Origin of the sequence: Neisseria sicca, from assembly GCF_014054945.1 — a bacterium.
In the GTDB taxonomy this organism is placed as follows: Bacteria; Pseudomonadota; Gammaproteobacteria; order Burkholderiales; family Neisseriaceae; genus Neisseria; species Neisseria sicca.
The window spans coordinates 1,706,379-1,727,385 of the sequence record NZ_CP059566.1 but is presented as its reverse complement, the minus strand read 5'-3'; the positions used below and the strand labels follow the sequence as shown (position 1 = coordinate 1,727,385).

The 21,007-nt window shown below is 53.9% G+C and carries 18 protein-coding genes; 10 read left to right on the top strand and 8 right to left on the bottom strand.

The features are described 5' to 3' along the window. Positions 1-190: 190 nt before the first annotated feature. The 3 genes from aroE to H3L95_RS08305 all read left to right on the top strand — a co-directional run bounded on the left by aroE (position 191) and on the right by H3L95_RS08305 (position 2,371). Positions 191-1,000 (top strand): shikimate dehydrogenase, encoded by an 810-nt coding sequence (gene aroE / locus H3L95_RS08315; RefSeq protein WP_003756573.1) that lies wholly within the window; start codon positions 191-193, stop codon positions 998-1,000. Position 1,001: 1 nt separating this feature from the next. Then, positions 1,002-1,703 carry a monofunctional biosynthetic peptidoglycan transglycosylase gene (mtgA, locus tag H3L95_RS08310; protein ID WP_003756572.1) on the top strand — a complete coding sequence of 234 codons (702 nt, stop codon included), beginning with the start codon at positions 1,002-1,004 and terminating at the stop codon, positions 1,701-1,703. Between the two features lie 101 nt (positions 1,704-1,804). After that, positions 1,805-2,371: a hypothetical protein gene (locus H3L95_RS08305; RefSeq protein WP_040668024.1), complete on the top strand. Its 567-nt coding sequence runs from the start codon at positions 1,805-1,807 to the stop codon at positions 2,369-2,371. A 426-nt stretch (positions 2,372-2,797) separates the two neighbouring features. Here H3L95_RS08305 and nadC read toward each other — a convergent pair whose 3' ends face one another. Then, positions 2,798-3,679, bottom strand: a complete 882-nt coding sequence (gene nadC / locus H3L95_RS08300) for a carboxylating nicotinate-nucleotide diphosphorylase (protein ID WP_040668021.1) — start codon at positions 3,677-3,679, stop codon at positions 2,798-2,800. Positions 3,680-3,752: 73 nt separating this feature from the next. Further along, positions 3,753-4,691, bottom strand: a complete 939-nt coding sequence (locus tag H3L95_RS08295) for an NUDIX hydrolase (RefSeq protein WP_040668018.1) — start codon at positions 4,689-4,691, stop codon at positions 3,753-3,755. Positions 4,692-4,892: 201 nt separating this feature from the next. Here H3L95_RS08295 and nadA point away from each other — a divergent pair, with 201 nt between their 5' ends. The 3 genes from nadA to ettA all read left to right on the top strand — a co-directional run bounded on the left by nadA (position 4,893) and on the right by ettA (position 9,643). Beyond that, positions 4,893-6,005, top strand: coding sequence for a quinolinate synthase NadA (gene nadA, locus H3L95_RS08290; RefSeq protein ID WP_040668014.1), 1,113 nt, complete (start codon positions 4,893-4,895; stop codon positions 6,003-6,005). 206 nt (positions 6,006-6,211) lie between these two features. After that, positions 6,212-7,756 (top strand): L-aspartate oxidase, encoded by a 1,545-nt coding sequence (gene nadB, locus H3L95_RS08285; RefSeq protein ID WP_003756561.1) that lies wholly within the window; start codon positions 6,212-6,214, stop codon positions 7,754-7,756. A gap of 210 nt (positions 7,757-7,966) precedes the next feature. Beyond that, positions 7,967-9,643, top strand: coding sequence for an energy-dependent translational throttle protein EttA (ettA, locus tag H3L95_RS08280; RefSeq protein ID WP_003756559.1), 1,677 nt, complete (start codon positions 7,967-7,969; stop codon positions 9,641-9,643). A gap of 193 nt (positions 9,644-9,836) precedes the next feature. On the opposite strand, the gene mtrR is transcribed toward ettA, so the two are convergent. Then, positions 9,837-10,472, bottom strand: coding sequence for a multidrug efflux system transcriptional repressor MtrR (mtrR, locus tag H3L95_RS08275; RefSeq protein WP_003756558.1), 636 nt, complete (start codon positions 10,470-10,472; stop codon positions 9,837-9,839). A 235-nt stretch (positions 10,473-10,707) separates the two neighbouring features. Between mtrR and H3L95_RS08270 the strand changes: the two genes are divergently transcribed. Genes H3L95_RS08270 through H3L95_RS08260 form a run of 3 tightly spaced genes read left to right on the top strand, consistent with a single transcriptional unit; the run spans position 10,708 to position 16,701 of the window. Continuing rightward, the gene (locus H3L95_RS08270) at positions 10,708-12,000 is read left to right on the top strand and encodes an efflux RND transporter periplasmic adaptor subunit (protein ID WP_003756555.1); all 1,293 of its coding nucleotides are present in this window, start codon (positions 10,708-10,710) and stop codon (positions 11,998-12,000) included. A gap of 11 nt (positions 12,001-12,011) precedes the next feature. After that, positions 12,012-15,227: an efflux RND transporter permease subunit gene (locus H3L95_RS08265; protein WP_182096136.1), complete on the top strand. Its 3,216-nt coding sequence runs from the start codon at positions 12,012-12,014 to the stop codon at positions 15,225-15,227. A 55-nt stretch (positions 15,228-15,282) separates the two neighbouring features. After that, positions 15,283-16,701, top strand: coding sequence for an efflux transporter outer membrane subunit (locus H3L95_RS08260; RefSeq protein ID WP_003756548.1), 1,419 nt, complete (start codon positions 15,283-15,285; stop codon positions 16,699-16,701). 872 nt (positions 16,702-17,573) lie between these two features. Here H3L95_RS08260 and plsX read toward each other — a convergent pair. The 5 genes from plsX to H3L95_RS08230 all read right to left on the bottom strand — a co-directional run bounded on the left by plsX (position 17,574) and on the right by H3L95_RS08230 (position 20,337). After that, positions 17,574-18,647 (bottom strand): phosphate acyltransferase PlsX, encoded by a 1,074-nt coding sequence (plsX, locus tag H3L95_RS08250; RefSeq protein ID WP_003756544.1) that lies wholly within the window; start codon positions 18,645-18,647, stop codon positions 17,574-17,576. Continuing rightward, entirely contained in the window at positions 18,644-18,823 is a 180-nt protein-coding gene (locus H3L95_RS08245) for a hypothetical protein (RefSeq protein ID WP_003756542.1), read from the bottom strand. The genes plsX and H3L95_RS08245 overlap by 4 nt, the downstream gene beginning before the upstream one ends. Before the next feature lie 112 nt (positions 18,824-18,935). After that, positions 18,936-19,463 carry a phosphoribosyltransferase gene (locus H3L95_RS08240; RefSeq protein ID WP_029609809.1) on the bottom strand — a complete coding sequence of 176 codons (528 nt, stop codon included), beginning with the start codon at positions 19,461-19,463 and terminating at the stop codon, positions 18,936-18,938. 159 nt (positions 19,464-19,622) lie between these two features. Continuing rightward, complete coding sequence (gene rpmF, locus H3L95_RS08235) at positions 19,623-19,802, bottom strand: 50S ribosomal protein L32 (protein WP_003744026.1); 180 nt, start codon at positions 19,800-19,802, stop codon at positions 19,623-19,625. Positions 19,803-19,836: 34 nt separating this feature from the next. Continuing rightward, a complete protein-coding gene (locus H3L95_RS08230) occupies positions 19,837-20,337 on the bottom strand; it encodes a YceD family protein (protein WP_003756538.1) in 501 nt (166 codons plus the stop codon). A 54-nt stretch (positions 20,338-20,391) separates the two neighbouring features. Between H3L95_RS08230 and H3L95_RS08225 the strand changes: the two genes are divergently transcribed. Continuing rightward, positions 20,392-20,982: a Maf family protein gene (locus H3L95_RS08225; RefSeq protein WP_003756536.1), complete on the top strand. Its 591-nt coding sequence runs from the start codon at positions 20,392-20,394 to the stop codon at positions 20,980-20,982. Positions 20,983-21,007: the final 25 nt, after the last annotated feature.

The window sequence follows — 21,007 nt, the reverse complement described above, 5'->3', positions numbered from 1 at the left end:
CGCCCCTTTCGTTCTTGTCAACAAAATAAAGTTAAATTGTAAAAAAATAAAGTTAAATTGTAAAAAAGAAATGACTTTTTTTCAAGAAACAAATATTCCATCATACTACCTGACAACCGTTTCAGACGGCATCGTTTCCATCTGTACGCCGCCGTTATAAAATAGCCGTCCCGTCTTTTGGAACACGACCATGACCGCCCTCCCCCGCTACGCCGTTTTCGGCAACCCCGTCGCACACAGCAAATCGCCGCAGATTCATCGGCAGTTTGCCTTGCAGGAAGGCGTTGAAATCGAATATGAACGCATTTGCGCCGACATCGGCGGTTTCGCGCAGGCGGTTGAAGCGTTTTTTGCCGACGGCGGACGCGGGGCGAATGTTACCGTACCGTTCAAGCAGGAAGCGTTTGCCTTGTCGGACGAACATTCCGAACGCGCGTTGGCGGCGGGTGCGGTCAATACGCTGATTTTGCTGGAAAACGGTAAAATACGCGGCGACAATACCGACGGGCTCGGACTGACGGACGATATTTCAAAGAGGCTCGGGGTGGAACTGTCGGGCAAAACCGTCTTGCTGCTCGGCGCGGGCGGCGCGGTGCGCGGCGTGATTCCCGTATTGAAAGAATACCGCCCCGCGCGCATCGTTATCGCCAACCGAACCCACGCCAAAGCGGCGGAAATGGCGGCGCATTTCGATATTGAAGCCATACCTTTGGATGAACTGGAAGGCTGCTTCGATATCATCATCAACGGCACATCCGGCGGCTTAAGCGGACAGCTTCCCGCCGTATCGCCGAAAATCTTTGAACATTGCACTTTAGCTTACGATATGGTTTACGGCGGGGCGGCAGAGCCGTTTTTAGCGTTCTCCCGCCAATCAGGCGCAAAACAAACCGCCGACGGATTGGGCATGCTGGTCGGGCAGGCGGCAGCTTCCTACCGGCTTTGGCGCGGCTTTGCGCCCGATGTCCTGCCCGTCGTCCAATATATGAGAGAGTTATAAAATGTTCCGCATCATCAAATGGCTGATTGCCCTGCCTTTGGGCGCATTTATCTTTTTCAACGCTTATGTGTACGGCAACATCATCACTTACCGCGCCGTCGCGCCGAATAAAACCGCCTTCATGGCGATGCGGATGCGGCAGTTTCAAAGCGAAGGTAAAGATGTCGCGCTCGATTACCGCTGGGTACCTTACGACCGCATTTCGGTCAACCTGAAAAAAGCACTGATTGCCTCCGAAGATGCCAAATTTGCAGAACACGGCGGCTTCGACTGGGGCGGCATCCAATACGCCATCAAGCGCAACAAACAAAGCGGCGAAGTCAAAGCAGGCGGCTCGACCATCAGCCAACAGCTTGCCAAAAACCTGTTTCTGAACGAAAGCCGCAGCTATATCCGCAAAGGCGAAGAAGCCGCGATTACCGCGATGATGGAAGCCGTTACCGACAAAGACCGCATTTTCGAGCTGTATCTGAACGCCATCGAATGGCACTACGGCGTATTCGGCGCAGAAGCCGCGTCCCAGTATTTTTATAAAAGACCCGCCGCCAACCTGACCAAACAGCAGGCCGCCAAACTCGCCGCCCGCGTCCCCGCGCCGCTGTTTTACGCCGACAACCCCAAAAGCAAACGCCTGCGCAACAAAACCAACATCATCCTGCGCCGCATGGGTTCGGCGGAGCTGCCCGAAAGCGATATGGATTGAGGTCGTCTGAAAATCAGGTGAAGGGGTTTCAGACGACCTGTCGGGTGGTTTGAATCAGGAGCGATGGTAGGTTGACTTATATACAAAACAAAGGAATGGAAATGAAACCAATAAAACCCTTATTCTTGTCTTTATTGCTTCTGACTGCCTGCGGAACGAATACGCCGCCTGCCGCGAAATCCGAAGTGTCCCTGCAAAAGCAGGAAGAACAACTTTTCGGGGCATGGGACTGCGAATTGAAAGCGCAACGCGATATCCATTCGTTTGCGCCTAAATTTATTGAGTTTCAGCAAAAGGACAAACTGCCGGCGCATTTATGGGCAGGGTATATCGAGATTGAGTGGAAAGAAGAAAACCTGAACGACGCAGTTCCCTTACGTTATCGGGAATGGTATAACGGCTTCTGGCGCATTAAAGACGACAGGCATATCGTCATGACTTTTGAAAGCGCAGGCTCGGAACGTTTGTTTGACGTCAAAGACTTAAAAACCGCCAAAGGCCGCGAAGCGGACCGTTCTTATATGAAATTCAGTGAACAAATGGCCGCCAAGAAAAGTTTTAAATCCACCGATTACCAAATTCTCGATATCAACCAAACTTCCATGAGCATCACCGACGGCGAATCTTTAATTGCCTGCCGCAAGATAGAGAAGGTTGAAAGCGAATAAGCAGGTATCCGATTTTGAGGTCGTCTGAAAACCATGTGACGGGTTTTCAGACGACCTTTGTGCAACTGTAATCTTGTTTGCCGCATCACATATATCGCCTATCTTCCCAGTTTCGATACGTTCTTCCGTCGTTCCCGCGCAGGCGGGAATCCATTGTAAAACTTGAGAAATCTTGGTTTAAAAAAAGGTTTCTGAATTTCAAAAATGGATTCCCGCCTGCGCGGGAATGACGGCAAGCGGTAAGTTGCGTGTCGAAAATAAAGTAATTTAGCTAAAGTGCATAATGGCGTTGGCAACGCTGTATCATTGCAATTTTAATCCACTCCAGAAAACGCCCGTTTCGTCATCTTTACCCCGCCTGCGAGGGAATGACTAAACGGGCGTTTTTGAATGGTTTTCTTTCTGCGCCGCTGTCTTCGGCAAAATTTACGCCACGAAATCCAAACCTATGTCCAACGAGCGGCTGCTGTGGGTCAGATAGCCGAGGGCGATGCCGTCCACGCCGGTTTGCGCCACGCTCCGTAAGCGGTCGAAGCCGATGCCGCCCGATGCTTCGCAATAGATGGTGTGGGGGTGGGCGGTTTGCGTGTGGCAGCGGTTTGCTGCTTCTTTCAAGGTTTCGTCGTCCATGTTGTCCAGCAAAATCCGTTCCGCGCCCGCCGCGATGGCTTCGTCCAGTTGTGCCAGCGTGTCCACTTCGATTTCCACGCAGGTCAACGGTCCGACTGCCTGCTTCGCCTGCCGCACGGCTTGGGCGATGCTGCCGCAATAGGCGAGGTGGTTGTCTTTGATGAGCACGGCGTCGTCCAAACCCATGCGGTGGTTCACGCCGCCGCCTGCCCTGACGGCGTATTTTTGCAGGACGCGCAGCAGGGGGATGGTTTTGCGGCTGCACACGATGTCTGTACCGTATTCGGCGACTTCGGCAACGGCACGAGCGGTGGCGGTGGCGATGCCGCTCAAGTGCGTGAGGTAGTTGAGCGCGGTGCGTTCGGCGGCGAGCAGGGCGCGGGCGTTGCCTTCGACGGCGGCCAGCGTCTGACCTGCGCGGACGGTTTGCCCGTCGTGAATTTCGGCTTGGAAGCGGACGGACGGATCCATCGTCTGGAAGGCGAGGCGCGCCAAGTCCATGCCGGCGATGACGCCGTCTTCGCGGCTGACGAGGAAGAGTTTGGCGGTTTTATCGGGGGCGATAACGGCGGCGGACGTAATGTCGCCACGCCTGCCCAAATCTTCGCTCAGAGCTTGTTCGACCATGGGGCGCAACAGGGTGTCGGGCAGGGGGAAGAGGGTGTTTTCAGACGACATGGGGTTTCCTTTGTTGAAAAATATTGGTGTTGCGGCGAGGGCAAAACTTCGTTTGAGGTCGTCTGAAAACGGGCTAACGGCTGCCCAGCGGCAGTCCGATGTCCGAAATCAGCCTGTCGGGCAGGACGTCGTCGCGGAAGCGGTAAAGCTGCGCGGGACGGCCTTTGCTGCCCGATACGCCGGTATCCGACGGCTCGATGAGGTTTTGCTGCTGAATCTGGCGGCGGAAGTTTTGCTTGTGCAGCAATCTGCCGCTGATGGCTTCGACGCTGTTTTGCAGTTGCAGCAGCGTGAATTCGGGCGGCATCAGTTCGAAAATCACGGGGCGGTATTTGATTTTGGCGCGCAGGCGGGACAGGGCGGTCGCCAGTACGCGGCGGTGGTCGTGGCGCATGGGCTGCCCCGTGAGCGTGAAGTCGAAGTTTGCCTGCGGCTCGGCGGCTTCCGCTATCAGGCCGCTTTCATACAGCATTTCATAGCGTTGCAAAACGTATTCTTCCGACCAGTTTTCCGGTTCGACCCCCCAGCACAAATGAATGCGCTTGAGCCGCTTTTGGCGCACTTCCTCCGTGTCTGCCGAGTTTGCCCAAATGCGCAGGCGGCTGACGACGGCGTCGCGCTGCCCGCCGTCGGTGCGCAAGTCTTCCCACGGGAAATAGCCGTAGCAGTCCTGCCATTTCGCGTCGGGATGCAGGATGCTGTCGGCGGCCTCGCGCACCAGCCCCAAATAGCTGACGTACAAGACGGGCATGCCGTGTTCGTTGCGGCGGTGGGTATCGACAAAGGTGTAAAGCTGTTCCACATAGCCCATAGGCTGCGAAGTCTGCTTGGCGACCCACAGCTTCACGCCCGCCTGCAGGGAATTGCGCAGGGGGGAGAGCGGGCCGTTGGGCAGGAGCGTGCCTTGGGCGACGGTCAACACCCGCAGGCCGCCGTCGGTAACGGCAATCAATACGGGAACCAGCTCGACGATGCTTTGCGGCGGGGCTTCGGCTTCGGGGTAGGCGTCCATGCTCGGCTTTCTGCGGGTGGGAAAGGCTTTATTGTAAACCAAAGCGGTTTGTCGGAACGAAGCGGGTCGGTTTTGCGGTATCTCAAACCTGTATTCAGACGACCTTGCATATTATACTCAAGTTGAGCATAATATAAAAACAGTTTGAAAAACAGACGGCAAACCTTCATGCCGTCTGAAAAACAGCCACAAGGAAACATCATGCAAACCGCCGCCCGCCGCTCGTTCGACTACGATATGCCCCTCATTCAGACGCCGACTTCCGCCTGCCAAATCCGTCAGGCGTGGGCGAAGGTTGCCGACACGCCCGACCGCGAGACGGCAGGTCGTCTGAAAGACGAAATCAAGGCTTTGCTGAAGGAGAAAAACGCGGTCTTGGTGGCGCATTATTACGTCGATCCGCTGATTCAGGATTTGGCTTTGGAGACGGGCGGATGCGTGGGCGATTCGCTGGAGATGGCACGCTTCGGCGCGGAACACGAGGCCGGTACGCTGGTGGTGGCGGGTGTGCGCTTCATGGGCGAGAGCGCGAAAATCCTCTGTCCTGAAAAAACGGTGCTGATGCCTGATTTGGAAGCGGAATGTTCTTTGGATTTGGGTTGCCCGGAAGAGGCGTTTTCGGCGTTTTGCGACCGACACCCCGACCGCACGGTGGTGGTGTACGCCAACACTTCCGCCGCCGTGAAAGCGCGTGCCGACTGGGTGGTCACGTCTTCGGTGGCGTTGGAAATCGTGTCGTATCTGAAATCGCGCGGCGAGAAGCTGATTTGGGGGCCCGACCGCCACCTCGGCGACTACATCCGCCGCGAAACGGGTGCGGATATGCTGTTGTGGCAGGGTTCGTGCATCGTCCACAACGAATTTAAAGGGCAGGAATTGGCGGCATTGAAGGCGGAACACCCCGACGCGGTGGTGCTGGTTCATCCCGAATCGCCGCAAAGCGTCATCGAACTGGGTGACGTGGTCGGCTCGACCAGCAAACTGCTCAAAGCCGCCGTATCGCGCCCTGAAAAGAAATTCATCGTGGCGACCGACTTGGGCATCCTGCACGAAATGCAAAAGCAGGCGCCCGACAAAGAATTTATCGCCGCCCCGACGGCGGGCAACGGCGGAAGCTGCAAAAGCTGCGCGTTCTGCCCATGGATGGCGATGAATTCGCTGGGCGGCATCAAACACGCCCTGACAGGCGGGTGCAACGAAATTCTGTTGGACAGGAAGCTGGGCGAAGCCGCCAAACTGCCTTTGCAGCGTATGCTCGACTTCGCAGCAGGGCTGAAGAAAAAAGATGTGTTCAACGGCATGGGCCCCGCCTGATTTGCCGTCCATATTATAGTGGATTAAATTTAAATCAGGACAAGGCGACGAAGCCGCAGACAGTACAAATAGTACGGAACCGATTCACTTGGTGCTTCAGCACCTTAGAGAATCGTTCTCTTTGAGCTAAGGCGAGGCAACGCCGTACTGGTTTAAATTTAATCCACTATACCGTTTCAGACGACCTCTCAAACAAGGACAACACCATGCAAACCGATTGCAACGTATTGATTGCCGGAAACGGGCTGGCGGCACTGACGCTCGCCCTGTCGCTGCCTGAATCGTTCCGCATCGTCATTTTGTGCAAAAACCGGCTGGACGACACCGCCAGCCGCCATGCGCAAGGCGGAATTGCGGCGGCGTGGTCGGGAGAGGACGACATCGAAAAACACGTTGCCGATACCTTGGAAGCGGGCGCGGGTTTGTGCGACGAAGCCGCCGTCCGTACCATCCTGTCGCAGGGCAAACCGGCAATCGAATGGCTGCTGGCGCAGGGCGTGGCGTTCGACCAAAATAATAACGGCCTGCACCTGACGCGCGAAGGCGGGCATACCTGCCGCCGAATCGCCCACGTCGCCGATTACACGGGCGAAGCCGTCATGCAGAGCCTGATTGTCCAAATACGCCGCCGCCCGAACATCCGCGTTTGCGAGCGGCAGATGGCGTTGGACATTCAAACCAAATCAGGCGCAGCGTGCGGACTGACCGTCCTCGACCGCCGAACGCAAGAAACCTACCGCATCCGCGCCCGCCATACCGTACTCGCAGGCGGCGGCTTGGGACAGATTTACGCCGCCACCACCACGCCGCCCGAATGCACGGGCGACGCCATCGCCATGGCGATACGCGCAGGCTGCGCAGTCGAAAACCTCGAATTTATCCAATTCCACCCCACGGGCTTGGCAAGGTCGTCTGAAAACGGCCGCACCTTCCTGATTTCCGAAGCCGTGCGCGGCGAAGGCGGCATCCTGACCAACCAAGCGGGCGAACGGTTCATGCCGCATTACGACCGCCGCGCCGAACTCGCGCCGCGCGACATCGTTGCCCGCGCTATCGCCGCCGAAATCACCAAGCAAACACAAGACTTCGTCTCGCTCGACATCAGCCATCAACCCGCAGCGTTCGTCCGCCAGCATTTCCCGTCCATCCACCGGCACTGCCTGTCCCAATGCGGTTTGGACATCACGCGCCAAGCCATCCCCGTCCGCCCCGTGCAGCACTATACCTGCGGCGGCATCCAAACCGACCCCTATGGCAGAACCTCCCTGCCGCAGCTCTACGCCTTAGGCGAAACCGTCTGTACAGGATTGCACGGAGCCAACCGCCTCGCCAGCAACTCCCTGCTCGAATGCGTCGTTACCGCCAGACTTGCCGCCCAAACCATCGCGGACGGACAAGCATTCCAAACCTTACCGTCCAAAAGGTCGTCTGAAAACACCTCCGCCGAAGCAGACATCTTTTCAGACGACCTCCAAAACACATTCAGCCGCCCCGTCCTGCAAGCGTTCAACCAACGCCATCTGGGCATTCTCCGCAACGATACCGACCTGCGCCGCGCCATCGCCCAACTGCGGCTTTGGAAGCAAAACCAAACCGAACCGCACACCGCGTCCGAATACGAAAACCGCAACCTGCTCGAATGCAGCCTCGCCGTCGCCCAAGCCGCATACGCCAGGCGGCAAAACATCGGCGCGCATTTCAATACCGACTTGGCAGGGAGTGTCGATTGGAAAAAGCAGGCGGCAGGCTGAAGGGTAGGGCTGCGCGGGAGTTGGGGATATTCTCGTGAAAAAATGAAGAAAGGTCGTCTGAAACCATTATTTCAGACGACCTTCTTCCAAATCCAAACAAATCAATCCATCCCATCTATTTCCCCTCTAAATATCATCCGTGCAAGCAACAATCGGTGCAATCGGTTAAAATGGGTCGTCTGAAATTTGTTTGACCGAATTGAGAAAACCATGTCCCAACAATACGTCTATTCCATGCTGCGCGTGAGCAAGGTTGTGCCGCCGCAGAAAACCATCATTAAAGATATTTCCCTTTCCTTCTTCCCCGGCGCGAAAATCGGTTTGCTCGGTTTGAACGGCGCGGGCAAATCCACCGTGCTGCGGATTATGGCGGGTGTGGATAAGGAATTTGAGGGCGAAGCCGTGCCGATGGGCGGCATCAAAATCGGCTATCTGCCGCAAGAGCCGGAGCTTGATCCTGAGAAAACCGTGCGCGAGGAAGTGGAAAGCGGTTTGGGCGAAGTAGCTGCGGCGCAGAAACGTTTGGAAGAAGTGTATGCCGAGTACGCCAATCCCGATGCGGATTTTGACGCGCTGGCGGAAGAGCAGGGCCGCTTGGAAGCAATTATTGCGGCGGGTTCGTCCACGGGCGGCGGTGCGGAACACGAATTGGAAATCGCCGCCGATGCGCTGCGCCTGCCGGAATGGGATGCCAAAATCGGCAATCTGTCCGGCGGTGAAAAACGTCGTGTTGCTTTGTGCAAACTCTTGTTGAGCAAGCCCGATATGCTGCTGCTGGACGAGCCGACCAACCACTTGGACGCTGAATCGGTGGAATGGCTGGAGCAATTCTTGGTACGCTTCCCCGGCACAGTCGTTGCCGTAACGCACGACCGCTACTTCTTGGACAACGCCGCCGAATGGATTTTGGAACTTGACCGTGGACACGGTATCCCGTGGAAAGGCAATTACTCGTCTTGGCTGGAGCAGAAAGAAAAACGCTTGGAAAACGAGGCAAAATCCGAAGCCGCGCGCGTGAAGGCGATGAAGCAGGAATTGGAATGGGTACGCCAGAATGCCAAAGGCCGCCAAGCCAAGTCCAAAGCGCGTCTGGCGCGTTTTGAAGAAATGAGCAACTACGAATACCAAAAACGCAATGAAACGCAGGAAATCTTCATTCCCGTCGCCGAGCGTTTGGGTAATGAAGTGATTGAATTTGTGAACGTTTCCAAATCGTTCGGCGACAAAGTGTTGATTGACGATTTGAGCTTCAAAGTGCCTGCGGGTGCGATTGTCGGCATCATCGGCCCGAACGGCGCGGGTAAATCGACGCTGTTCAAAATGATTGCGGGCAAAGAGCAGCCTGATTCGGGTGAAGTAAAAATCGGGCAAACCGTGAAAATGAGCCTGATCGACCAAAGCCGCGAAGGTTTGCAAAACGACAAAACCGTGTTCGACAACATCGCCGAAGGCCGCGACATTTTGCAGGTCGGACAGTTTGAAATCCCCGCCCGCCAATATTTGGGTCGTTTCAACTTTAAAGGCAGCGACCAAAGCAAAATCGCGGGGCAGCTTTCCGGCGGCGAACGCGGACGTTTGCACTTGGCAAAAACCTTGTTGAGCGGCGGCAATGTGTTGCTGCTGGACGAACCGTCCAACGACCTAGATGTGGAAACCCTGCGCGCGCTGGAAGACGCATTGTTGGAATTTGCCGGCAGCGTGATGGTGATTTCGCACGACCGCTGGTTCCTCGACCGCATAGCCACGCATATTCTGGCGTGCGAAGGCGATTCGAAATGGGTGTTCTTCGACGGCAACTATCAGGAATATGAAGCCGATAAGAAACGCCGACTCGGCGAAGAGGGCGCGAAACCGAAACGGATTAAATATAAACCGGTAACGCGTTGATAGGAAAATAAGAAAACGTCGTCTGAAAACTTGAAAAAGGGTTTTCAGACGACGTTTTTGTTAAGCAGGGATTGTTCGGGCGTTGTTTATTTATTGGTTTGATTCACAATGGTGAAACGTTTGTTGAAGCAAAGAAAAGGTCGTCTGAAAACGTGTGATGCTTGTTTTCAGACGACCTTTTGTGTACGGTCCGTTATTTTTGCTTACGCAGTTGCGGGTGGTTTTTCAGATTATCCAAGAGGATGTCAATCATGCGCGGTGCGGTCTGGGCAAGGTCGAAACTTTTGTCGGACGAGAGCCAACGCCAAATCAGACCGTCCAGCATCGATTTGATGAAGATGACCGCCATGTCGGTATCCAAATCTTCGGATAAGGCATGTTGTGCGATGGATTTGGTCAGGACTTCGGTAATTTTCTCGCGCCAAATCGATTGATGTTTATCCGCAATGTCGATGACGGCGGCGTTCTGCTCGGTGTGTTCGCATTTTAAAAACAGGATGATGTGGAATTTATAGTGGATGTCGTTGGTTTGCAGGCGCGTGAAAAAGTGCATCAAGGTGCGGCGGAAAAGCGACCACTCTTGTTCATCGCTATCAGCCGCGTCCTGATGCATACAGTTTTCGATGTCATCGCAAATGCGCTGGAAGAGGGCGTCGAACAAGTCTTCTTTGTTTTTGAAATGCCAGTACAACGCGCCACGCGTCACGCCGGCGGCCTGGGCGATTTCGTTGAGCGAAGTGCGCGCGATGCCTTTTTGGTAGAAGGTTTCCAGCGCGGCGAGCATGAGATGTTCTTTGGTTTTAAGGGCTTCGGTTTTGGTTTTCCGCATGATACCTATTTCAATTGGGTGGAATATTGGGAATTATAAAAAATACTTTGTATCCATGCAAGCATGTATGTATAATGGCACTCGTAATTGAGATTAGCTCTCAAGTATAAAATAAATTTTCAGACGACCTGCTCCGGATATTGAGGCAGGTTATTGTTGTTTCGGAACCAAAAATCGGCTCTGATAACAAAGTATAGGGTAAAACCTCATAACAATTATACAGATAGGAAATGTAATGGCTTCTTATGCTTCTAAGGTGATGCGCATGGCGGCAATCGCCGCCGCTACTGCGTTGGCTCTTTCAGCGTGTAACAAAGGCTCCGATGCGACGCAAGGTGCAAAAGATGGAAAAGGGCAGCAGGCAGCTGCGCAAAAAGAAGCTCCGCCCCCTGTGGTCGGTGTCGTTACCGTCCATCCTGAAACCGTCGCGCTGACGACCGAGCTGCCGGGCCGTTTGGAGTCGCTGCGTACGGCGGATGTCCGCGCCCAAGTAGGCGGCATCATCCAAAAACGCCTGTTCCAAGAGGGCAGCTATGTCCGCGCCGGACAGCCGCTTTATCAAATCGACAGTTCCACCTATCAAGCTGATCTGGAAAGCTCGCGCGCCCAATTGGCAGGCGCGCAGGCGACCCTTGCCAAAGCCAATGCCGACTTGGCGCGTTACAAGCCGCTGGTTGCTGCCGATGCTATCAGTAAGCAAGACTACGATGCGGCGGTAACGGCGAAACGTTCTGCCGAAGCAAGCGTCAAAGCGGCTCAGGCGGCGATTAAATCTGCCGGTATCAATCTGAACAGGGCGCGCATTACCGCACCGATTTCAGGTTTCATCGGTCAGTCCAAAGTATCCGAAGGTACGCTGCTGAACGCAGGCGATACAACCGTACTGGCGACCATCCGCCAAACCAATCCTATGTATGTGAACATCACTCAATCCGCGACCGAAGTGATGAAGCTGCGCCAACAGGTTGCCGAGGGCAAATTATCGAGCGTGGACGGCGCGATTGAAGTGGGCATCAAGTTCGACAACGGCGAAGTTTATCCGCACAAAGGCCGTTTGCTGTTCTCCGATCCGTCTGTGAACGAAACAACCGGACAAATCACGCTGCGCGCGTCAGTGCCGAACGACAAAAACATTTTGATGTCAGGTCTTTATGTGCGCGTCCTGATGGAACAAGTGGCTGCCGACAACGCTTTTGTCGTACCGCAGCAGGCAGTAACGCGCGGTACGAAAGATACCGTGATGATTGTGAACGCCAAAGGCGAAATGGAGCCGCGCGAGGTAACAGTCGCCCAGCAGCAGGGAACTAACTGGGTGATCACTGCGGGTCTGAAAGACGGCGACAAAGTCATTGTTGACGGCATCGCCATTGCATCCATGAGTGGCGGGAAAAAGGTTACGCCTAAAGAATGGACACCTCCTGAAAAGGCTGCCGCATCTGCTGCCGGAGCCGCACCCAAAGCTGCTTCCGAAGCGAAAAAAGACGTTCAGACGACCTCTGAAGCCAAACCGGCATCCGCAGCTAAATAAGGAAGGCATCAATGGCTAAGTTTTTTATCGACCGCCCCATCTTTGCATGGGTCATTGCGATTTTTATTATCGCATTGGGTGTTATCGGCATTAGGAGTTTGCCGGTTTCCCAATATCCGTCCGTTGCTGCTCCGACCATTACGCTGACCGCCACTTATCCGGGTGCGTCCGCGCAGGTGATGGAAGACAGCGTGCTTGCCGTTATCGAACGCAGTATGAACGGTGTGGAAGGTTTGGACTACATGAGCACTTCCGCCAACTCCAGTGGTTCGGGTACGGTCAGTTTGACGTTTACGCCTGAAACCAACGAGGATCTGGCGCAGGTAGAGGTGCAGAACAAACTTTCCGAAGTATTGAGCAACCTGCCTGCCGCCGTGCAGCAATATGGCGTTACCGTATCCAAGGCGCGTGAAAACTTCCTGATGATTGTGATGCTCTCGTCAGACGTACAGTCCACCGAGGAAATGAACGACTACGCACAACGCAACATCATTCCTGAATTGCAGCGTATCGACGGTGTAGGTAAGGTGCAGTTGTTTGGTGCGCAACGTGCCATGCGCATTTGGGTTGACCCGAAAAAACTGCAAAACTACAACCTGTCTTTTGCTACGGTGACCAATGCGCTTGCAACACAAAACATCCAAATCTCGGCAGGCTCCATCGGCTCTTTACCGGCCGTTGAAGGTCAGACTATTTCGGCGACCGTTACTGCGGAAGGACAATTAAAAACGGCTGAAGAGTTCGGCAACATCATTTTGGTATCCAATACCGACGGCTCGAATGTTTATCTGAAAGATGTGGCAAAAGTCAGCTTGGGTATGGAAGACTATTCCTCTTCCACCCGTCTGAACGGTGTGAACACCACCGGTATGGCGGTGATGTTGTCCAACAGCGGTAATGCTATGGCAACCGCCACTGCCGTAAAGGAAAAAATGGAGGTTTTGAAAAAATACTTCCCGCAGGGCATGAGCTGGAAAACGCCTTACGACACTTCAAAATTCGTTAAGATTTCGATTGAGAAAGTGTTGAGTACGCTTGGAGAGGCTGTTTTACTGGTGTTTGTAGTGATGTTCCTCTTCCTGCAAAACATCCGCTATACGCTGATTCCGACCATTGTCGTGCCGATTTCGCTGTTGGGCGGTTTTGCCTTCATCTCTTATATGGGCATGTCGATTAACGTATTGACCATGTTTGCGATGGTATTGGTTATCGGTATCGTGGTCGATGATGCGATTGTGGTCGTTGAAAACGTCGAGCGTATTATGGCGACGGAAGGTTTGCCGCCTAAAGCAGCAACCAAAAAAGCGATGGGTCAGATTTCCGGCGCGGTGGTCGGTATTACCGCCGTCCTGATTTCCGTATTTGTGCCTTTGGCGATGTTCAGCGGTGCGACCGGCAATATTTACAAACAGTTTGCTTTAACCATGGCGGCATCGATTGCATTCTCCGCATTCCTCGCACTGACGCTGACGCCGGCATTGTGCGCCACCATGCTCAAGCCGATTCCGAAAGGGCACCATCAAGAGAAGAAGGGGCTTTTCGGTTGGTTTAATAAAAAATTCGACAATTGGACGAATGGCTACGAGGGCTGGGTTGTCAAAGTGCTGCGTAAGACGTTCAGTATGATGATTGTCTATATCGGTCTGGCAGCCGCAGGCGTATTCCTGTTTATGCGCTTGCCGACCTCCTTCTTGCCGACTGAAGACCAAGGCTTCATCATGGTCAGCGTACAACTGCCTGCGGGTGCGACCAAAGAGCGTACCGATGCGACAATGGCGCAAGTTACCCAGTTGGCGAAAAGCATTCCTGAAATTAAAGACATCATTACCGTTTCCGGCTTCAGTTTCTCAGGCAGCGGTCAGAATATGGCAATGGGTTTTGCCATGCTTAAGGACTGGGAAGAGCGTAAAACGCCGGGCAGCGATGCAACCTCTGTCGCCAATAAGTTGAACGGTACGATGATGAGTACACTCAAAGACGGGGTCGGTTTTGCCCTTACGCCTCCTCCGATTATGGAATTGGGTAACGGCTCAGGGCTGACCATCAACCTGCAAGACCGCAACAATACCGGTCATGCCGCATTGCTGGCGAAGCGCAATGAATTGATCGGCAAAATGCGCGAAAGCGGTCTGTTTGACCCGAACACCGTCCGTGCCGGCGGTCTGGAAGATGCGCCACAGTTGAAAATCGACATCGACCGCGCCGCTGCTGCCGCACAGGGCATTTCGTTCTCAGACATCCGCACGACCCTGGCTTCCTCTTTGGGTTCGTCTTATGTCAACGACTTCCCGAACCAGGGGCGTCTGCAACGTGTGATGGTTCAGGCTGATGCTTCTGCTCGTATGCAGCCGTCCGACATCCTGAATTTGACTGTGCCCAACAGCTCCGGTGTCGCTGTCCCGCTTTCTACCATTGCTACTGTTTCCTGGCAGACAGGTACGGAACAAAGCGTACGGTTTAACGGCTATCCCGCTATGGAACTTTCCGGCTCTCCGGCTACCGGTGTTTCATCCGGTCAGGCAATGGCTGCGGTTCAGAAAATGGTGGACGAAATGGAAGGCGGTTACAGCCTTGAATGGGGCGGTCAGTCACGCGAAGAGGCTAAAGGCGGTTCGCAAACCTTGATTTTGTACGGTTTGGCGATTGCTGCCGTGTTCTTGGTGCTTGCCGCGCTTTATGAAAGTTGGTCTATCCCGTTGGCGGTCATCCTCGTGGTTCCGCTGGGGTTGGTGGGCGCAGCATTGGGTGTGACCGGGCGCAATATCTTTGAAGCTTTGTTGGGCAGCATCCCCTCGTTTACCAATGATATTTACTTCCAAGTTGGTTTCGTAACCGTAATGGGTTTGAGTGCGAAAAACGCGATTCTGATTATCGAGTTTGCCAAAGACCTGCAAGCGCAGGGCAAGAGCGCACTGGAAGCTGCGTTGGAAGCTGCACGCCTGCGTTTCCGTCCGATTATCATGACCTCGTTTGCCTTCATTTTGGGTGTGGTTCCGCTGTATGTTGCCAGCGGTGCCAGCTCTGCCAGCCGGCGTGCCATCGGTACGACTGTGTTCTGGGGCATGTTGATCGGTACGATTTTGTCCGTGTTCCTTGTGCCTTTGTTCTATGTGGTTGTGCGTAAATTCTTTAAGGAAAGCGCGCACGAACATGAAATGGCAGTAAAACACGCTGCCGAAGCAGGCATGATTTCCCACGAAGATCAAAATACGGACAACAAGCACTAGCAAAAAGGTCGTCTGAAAACCGAAATACGGTTTCAGACGACCCCAAGGAATCCTTATGAACAAAATGACATTCAAAACGGTATTGAGTACCGTCGCCGCAGCCGTCGCGCTGTCCGCCTGTACCATGATCCCGAAATATGAACAACCGCAGGTCGAAGTTGCCGAAACCTTCAAATACGACACCTTCGACGACGGCATCCGCGCCGCCGACTTGGGCTGGCAGGACTTCTTTGCCGACCCGCGCCTGCACCGCCTTATCGACATCGCGTTGGAACGCAATACCGACCTGCGCACCGCCGCGCTGAACGCCGAAATCTACCGCAAACAATACATGATTGCCCGCAACGACCTGCTGCCGAGTATAAACGCCAGCGGCACCGGTACGCGGACAGGCAGCTTGAGCGGCGGCGTTACCCGCAGCGAATACAGTGTCGGTTTGGGTGCGGCAGCTTATGAGCTTGACCTTTTCGGACGCGTCCGCAGCAACAGCCAAGCCGCATTGCAAGGTTATTTCAGCGTAGCCGCCAACCGCGATGCCGCCCACCTTGCCCTGATTGCCGCCGTTGCCAAAGCCCATTTCAACGAACTGTACGCCCAAGAATCGATGGCATTGGCGCAGCGCGTCCTCAAAACCCGCGAAGCCACCTACAAACTTTCCCAAATGCGCCACAAAGCAGGCGTGATTTCCGCCGTCGATTTGCGTCAACAGGAAGCCCTGATTGAATCTGCCAAAGCCGATTACGCGAACGCCGTCAAAAACCGCGAACAAGCCCGCAATGCTTTGGCAACACTGATTAACCAACCCCTGCCGGAAGACCTGCCTGCCGCGCTGCCTTTGAGCAAACAGTTCAAAATCACCCGACTGCCTGCCGGCTTGAGTTCCGAAGTCCTGCTGAACCGTCCCGACATCCGCGCCGCAGAACACTCGCTCAAACAAGCCAATGCCAACATCGGCGCAGCGCGTGCCGCCTTCTTCCCCACCATCAGCCTGACCGGATCGGTCGGCACCGCGTCCGGCGAGTTGAGCGGCCTCTTCAAAAGCGGTACGGGCATCTGGTCGTTCGCACCTTCCATTACCCTGCCGATTTTCAACTGGGGCACCAACAAAGCGAATCTCGACGTAGCCAAGCTGCGTAAAGAGGCGCAAATCGTTGCTTACGAAGCTGCCGTCCAAGCCGCCTTCCAAGACGTATCCAACGCCTTGGTCGCACGCGAGCAACTCGACAAGAGCTACGCCGCGCTAAACAAACAAAGCCGCGCTTACAACGACTCCCTGCGCCTTATCAATCTGCGCTACAAACACGGCGTATCCAACGCCCTCGACCTGCTTGACGCAGAACGCAGCAGCTATGGTGCAGAAACCGCGTTGCTTGCCAACCAGCTTACCCGCCTTGAAAACCTCGCCGACCTCTATAAAGCACTCGGCGGCGGTTTGAAACGCGAAACCGTTAGCCAACCTGCCACGCAGCAGTAAGACTGTTTGAAACAAACGGCATCAAAAACGTCGTCTGAAAACCGGATATCAGGTTTCAGACGACGTTTTATATTAGGGTTTGATTTTTAGATGTTTAACTGGGGTCGTCTGAAATTGGAGATTTCCATTTCAGACGACCTTTTCAGTCACGGATGGAAGGGTGTCATCAGGGAGGGAGCGGTATTCCGTCAGCAGCTTCTTGCGATTTCCAGTTTGATGGGGGCTGTGTCGTTCTCCATACAAAACAAACACAAAACCCGCTGTTGAGATAGCGGGTTTTGTGTTTTTCGGTTTTGAGTATCTGATATAAATGGGAACGGTATTTCTCGTATATGCGCACTCCGAAGGTAATGAGACAAAAAGAAGAGGGGATAATCTGTCGTTTAATGGCTCGGAGCGGACGGCTTCCGAGTGGTTTTGATTATACGCTAATAAAAATAATTATCAATACAAAATTGATAAGAAATCGTAAATTTAATATAATTAATTGAAAAATAATAAGATTTAATGGTTATTGCTGACAGAGTTGGAAAGAAATAGAAGAGGATAAACCGGTATCGGTTTGAAGTATTGCGATAAGAAAGTGAAGCCTATCAGACAGATGGGGCATTAGGGTGGGGCTAGACCGCGCTGGTTTGATTAAACGTTGATTGACTATATAGTGGATTAAATTTAAATCAGGACAAGGCGACGAAGCCGCAGACAGTACAGATAGTACGGCAAGGCGAGGCAACGCCGTACTGGTTTAAAGCTAATCCACTATACATGATTGACTTTGAATGATTCAAACTCAAAGGGTCGTCTGAAAACGGATTTCAGACGACCCTTTTGCTATATGGCAAACACGCTTGGAGGATTTGCGCAGAGAGACCTTAAACTTTGGTTTCTTCGGCTTGCTGTGCTTCTTGAGCGGCTTGTTCCGCCTTAATCGCTTCCAATGCGGCGAATTGTTCGGCGACACCTTGTTCGATTTTCGACAGGCTGGCGGATTTTGCTTCGTGGTAGGCTTCTTCTAAGGCATAGCTGAAGCCGACATCGTCTGTGCCGCCGTGGCTTTTGATGACGATACCGCGCAGACCTAGCAGGATGGCGCCGTTGAATTTGCGGGGATCCAGTTTGCTTTTCAAGCCTTTCAGGGCGGGGAGGGCGGCGACGGCGGCCATTTTGTTGAACAGGTTGCGTTGGAATTCCTGACGGATGGCTCCGCTCATGAATTTGACCGCGCCTTCGATGGTTTTGAGCATGATGTTGCCGACAAAGCCGTCTGCGACAATCACGTCGGCTTCGCCATATAGGACGCCGTTGCTTTCAATGTTGCCGATGAAATTCAGTTTGCTGCTTTTGAGCAGTTTGAAGGTTTGTTTGACGGTGTCCGTGCCTTTGATGTCTTCGGTGCCGACGTTCAGCAGGCCGATGCGCGGGCTGCCTTTTTGCGGGTAGAGGGCTTGGAAGAGTTCGTTGCCGATGATGGCGAACTGTACGAGCTGCTCAGGCGTGCAGTCGACGTTTGCGCCCAAATCGAGGGCGAGGGTCAGGTGTTCGCTGTCGGAGGGCAGGAATTTGGCGATGGCGGGGCGGTCGATGCCGGGAATGGTTTTGAGGACGAAGCGGGCGGTCGCCATGAGCGCGCCGGTGTTGCCGGCGGAGACGGCGGCTTGCGCGGTGCCTTCTTTGACTTGGTTGATGGCAATGCGCATGGAGGAGTCTTTTTTGTTTTTCAGGGCAAGCTGCGGGGCTTCGTCCATGCCGACGACTTCGGAGGCATGGAGTACGGTAATGCGCTCCATCGGCGCGTTGGCTGCGGAGAGGGCTTGGCGGACGGCGGATTCGTCGCCGACCATAATGAGGTGTACGTCTTGCTGCTGTTTCAAAAAGGCAAGGGCACCGGGGACGGTAACTGCGAGACCTGAGTCGCCGCCCATGGCATCTACGGCCAATGTAATCATGTTGTTCTCCGGTTTGTGCTGTGAAGCGGAAGAGGGGCGGTGTCGGCTGCCTCTGTGGGTTTGTTCGGCTTCACAGTCGGTTTCAGACGACCTTTTTGCGATACGCGGTACGGGGTCGTCTGAAAAGGGGTGTATGTGTGGTCGGGGGCTTCGGATTGAAGGGTTGCGTTCCACATTCTAATGCGTTTTATGAAGATGCGCTGAAAAGAGGCAAAATCTCGTTTTGTCGGTGTTCTACGAATTTTGCTTTTGCCGTTTCGGGAGAAGGCGGGCTTCTCCGTCGCGGGTTTATTTTTTGCCTTCGGCGGCAAGGCGGTTGTGTTCGTCGATGTCGAGCGCGTCCCAAGGGTAGTTAATCCACCAGTCTTCTACGGTCAGGCCGCTGAAGTAGGGGATGCCTTCGGGGATTTTGCCGACTTTGGCTTTGATTTTTTCGTGCAGGACGGCAACACCGATGGTGCCGAAATCTTCTTTTTGCAACTCGGTCAGGCAGAATTCCATGGTCACGCGGCTGTCGTCGACTTCATCGACTACGAGCACATTCTTGCCTTTCAACGCGTCGGGCACGGGGTCGAGCCATTGGACTTTTTTGACTTCTTCCGTCACCTGTCCTTCGTTGTCGCTGTCGTAATAGGCGGTGGTTACGGCGTAAATCGGGATTTCCAGAAAGCAGCGCAGCATACGGGCGGGGATGAAGCCGCCGCCGCCGATGGCGATCATGGCATCGTATTTGACGCCGGAGTTTTGGATTTTTTCCGCCAACGCTTTGATAACGCGGTGGATGTCGTCGTAGGTGTACCAGATTTTCTGTTTCATGGCGATTCCCGATTCAATGGGGTGTATCAGTTTGAACTGCAAGGATTTTGTGCCGCATTTTGAAGCATGGGCAGGCATGGATTCGGGCAGTTCGGATGTAATGTAAAAAAGCCAGCATTGCATGGCAATATTCTGGCTTTTTCAGTCAGTCGAATAAGATTATTCGCCTTTGGCTTTCACTACTTTACGGCCGCGGTACATACCGTTGGGGGAAATGTGGTGCGGGCGGTGTACTTCGCCGGTTACGCTGTCAACAGACAGAGAAGGCGCGGTCAAAGCGTCGTGAGAGCGGTGCATACCGCGTTTGGAAGGGGATTTTTTGTTTTGTTGAACGGCCATTTCAAGCTCCTAGATAAATAAAACTGTGTCCTGATTAACTGCTTTTCAAACCTGCTAAAACAGCAAAAGGGTTGGGTTTGTCCTGATTGACTTGTTCCAGCGCGGCATTGTCGCAGTTTTCGTGGCGCGGGGAGAAGGGGAACGACATTAGGATTTGGTCTTCCACCAACCCGCGTACGTCGAGTTCTTTCTCAATCGGCATGCCTTCCAACTCTTCGTCGGCAAGCATTGCTTCATCCAAGTCCTCTTCGTTGGCGAACAAAACAATACGGCTGGTTTCGTCGAGCGTAAACGGCATGGGGCGGATACATCGCTGGCAAATCAGCGGCATATCGGCTTTGACGTTCAAATCGAGAAACAAACGCTGCAGTCGGTCGCGTCCGCCGCTCAGCGTAAACGACACTTTGGTCTGTTTGTCGGCCGGATAATCGTGCGAACGGACTCGTTCGTCCAATTCCTCAAGCAGGAAGCTGCCTTGCAGGGTCTGCTTTTCGGAGGCGAAAACTTCTGGGTCAATCAAATTAGGGTCTGACATAAACGGGGTATGATATAATTTCGACAGTCTAACGTCAATATTTTTAAGCAAAATATGAGTGCAAAACTGCCTTTGATATTGGGTTCGGGTTCGGTGTTCCGCCGCGCGCAGCTCGAACGTTTGGGTATTGATTTTCAAACTGCCGCGCCTGATTTCGACGAAACGCCTGCTGCGGGTGAAAACGCGGCGGATACTGCCTTGCGTTTGGCGGAAGGGAAGGCGCGTTCGCTGGCGGCTCGATTTCCTGCCGCGTTGGTAATCGGCGCGGACCAAGTGGCGTGGTGCAATGACCGCCAGTTGGGCAAACCGATGAACGTCGCAAATGCACAACAAATGCTCAGGGATTTGAGTGGCAGAAAGATTGAATTTTACAGCGCAATCGTGCTTTTGAATACTGCTTCGGGACGCATTCAGCGCCATATCGATAACACGTCGGTCGTGATGCGCGCGCTGACAGACGGGCAGATTGAGCGTTATCTGGCGCGCGAACCGGACGCGGTTTACTGCGCGGGTGCGGCGAAGAGCGAGGGCTTGGGCGCGGCGTTGCTGGAGCGAATAGACAGCAGCGACCCGAACGCGCTTATCGGTTTGCCCATCTTCAAACTGGTCGAGTTTTTAAAAAACGAAGGCGTAGAAATCATTTAGGTCGTCTGAAAACAGTTGTCTGACG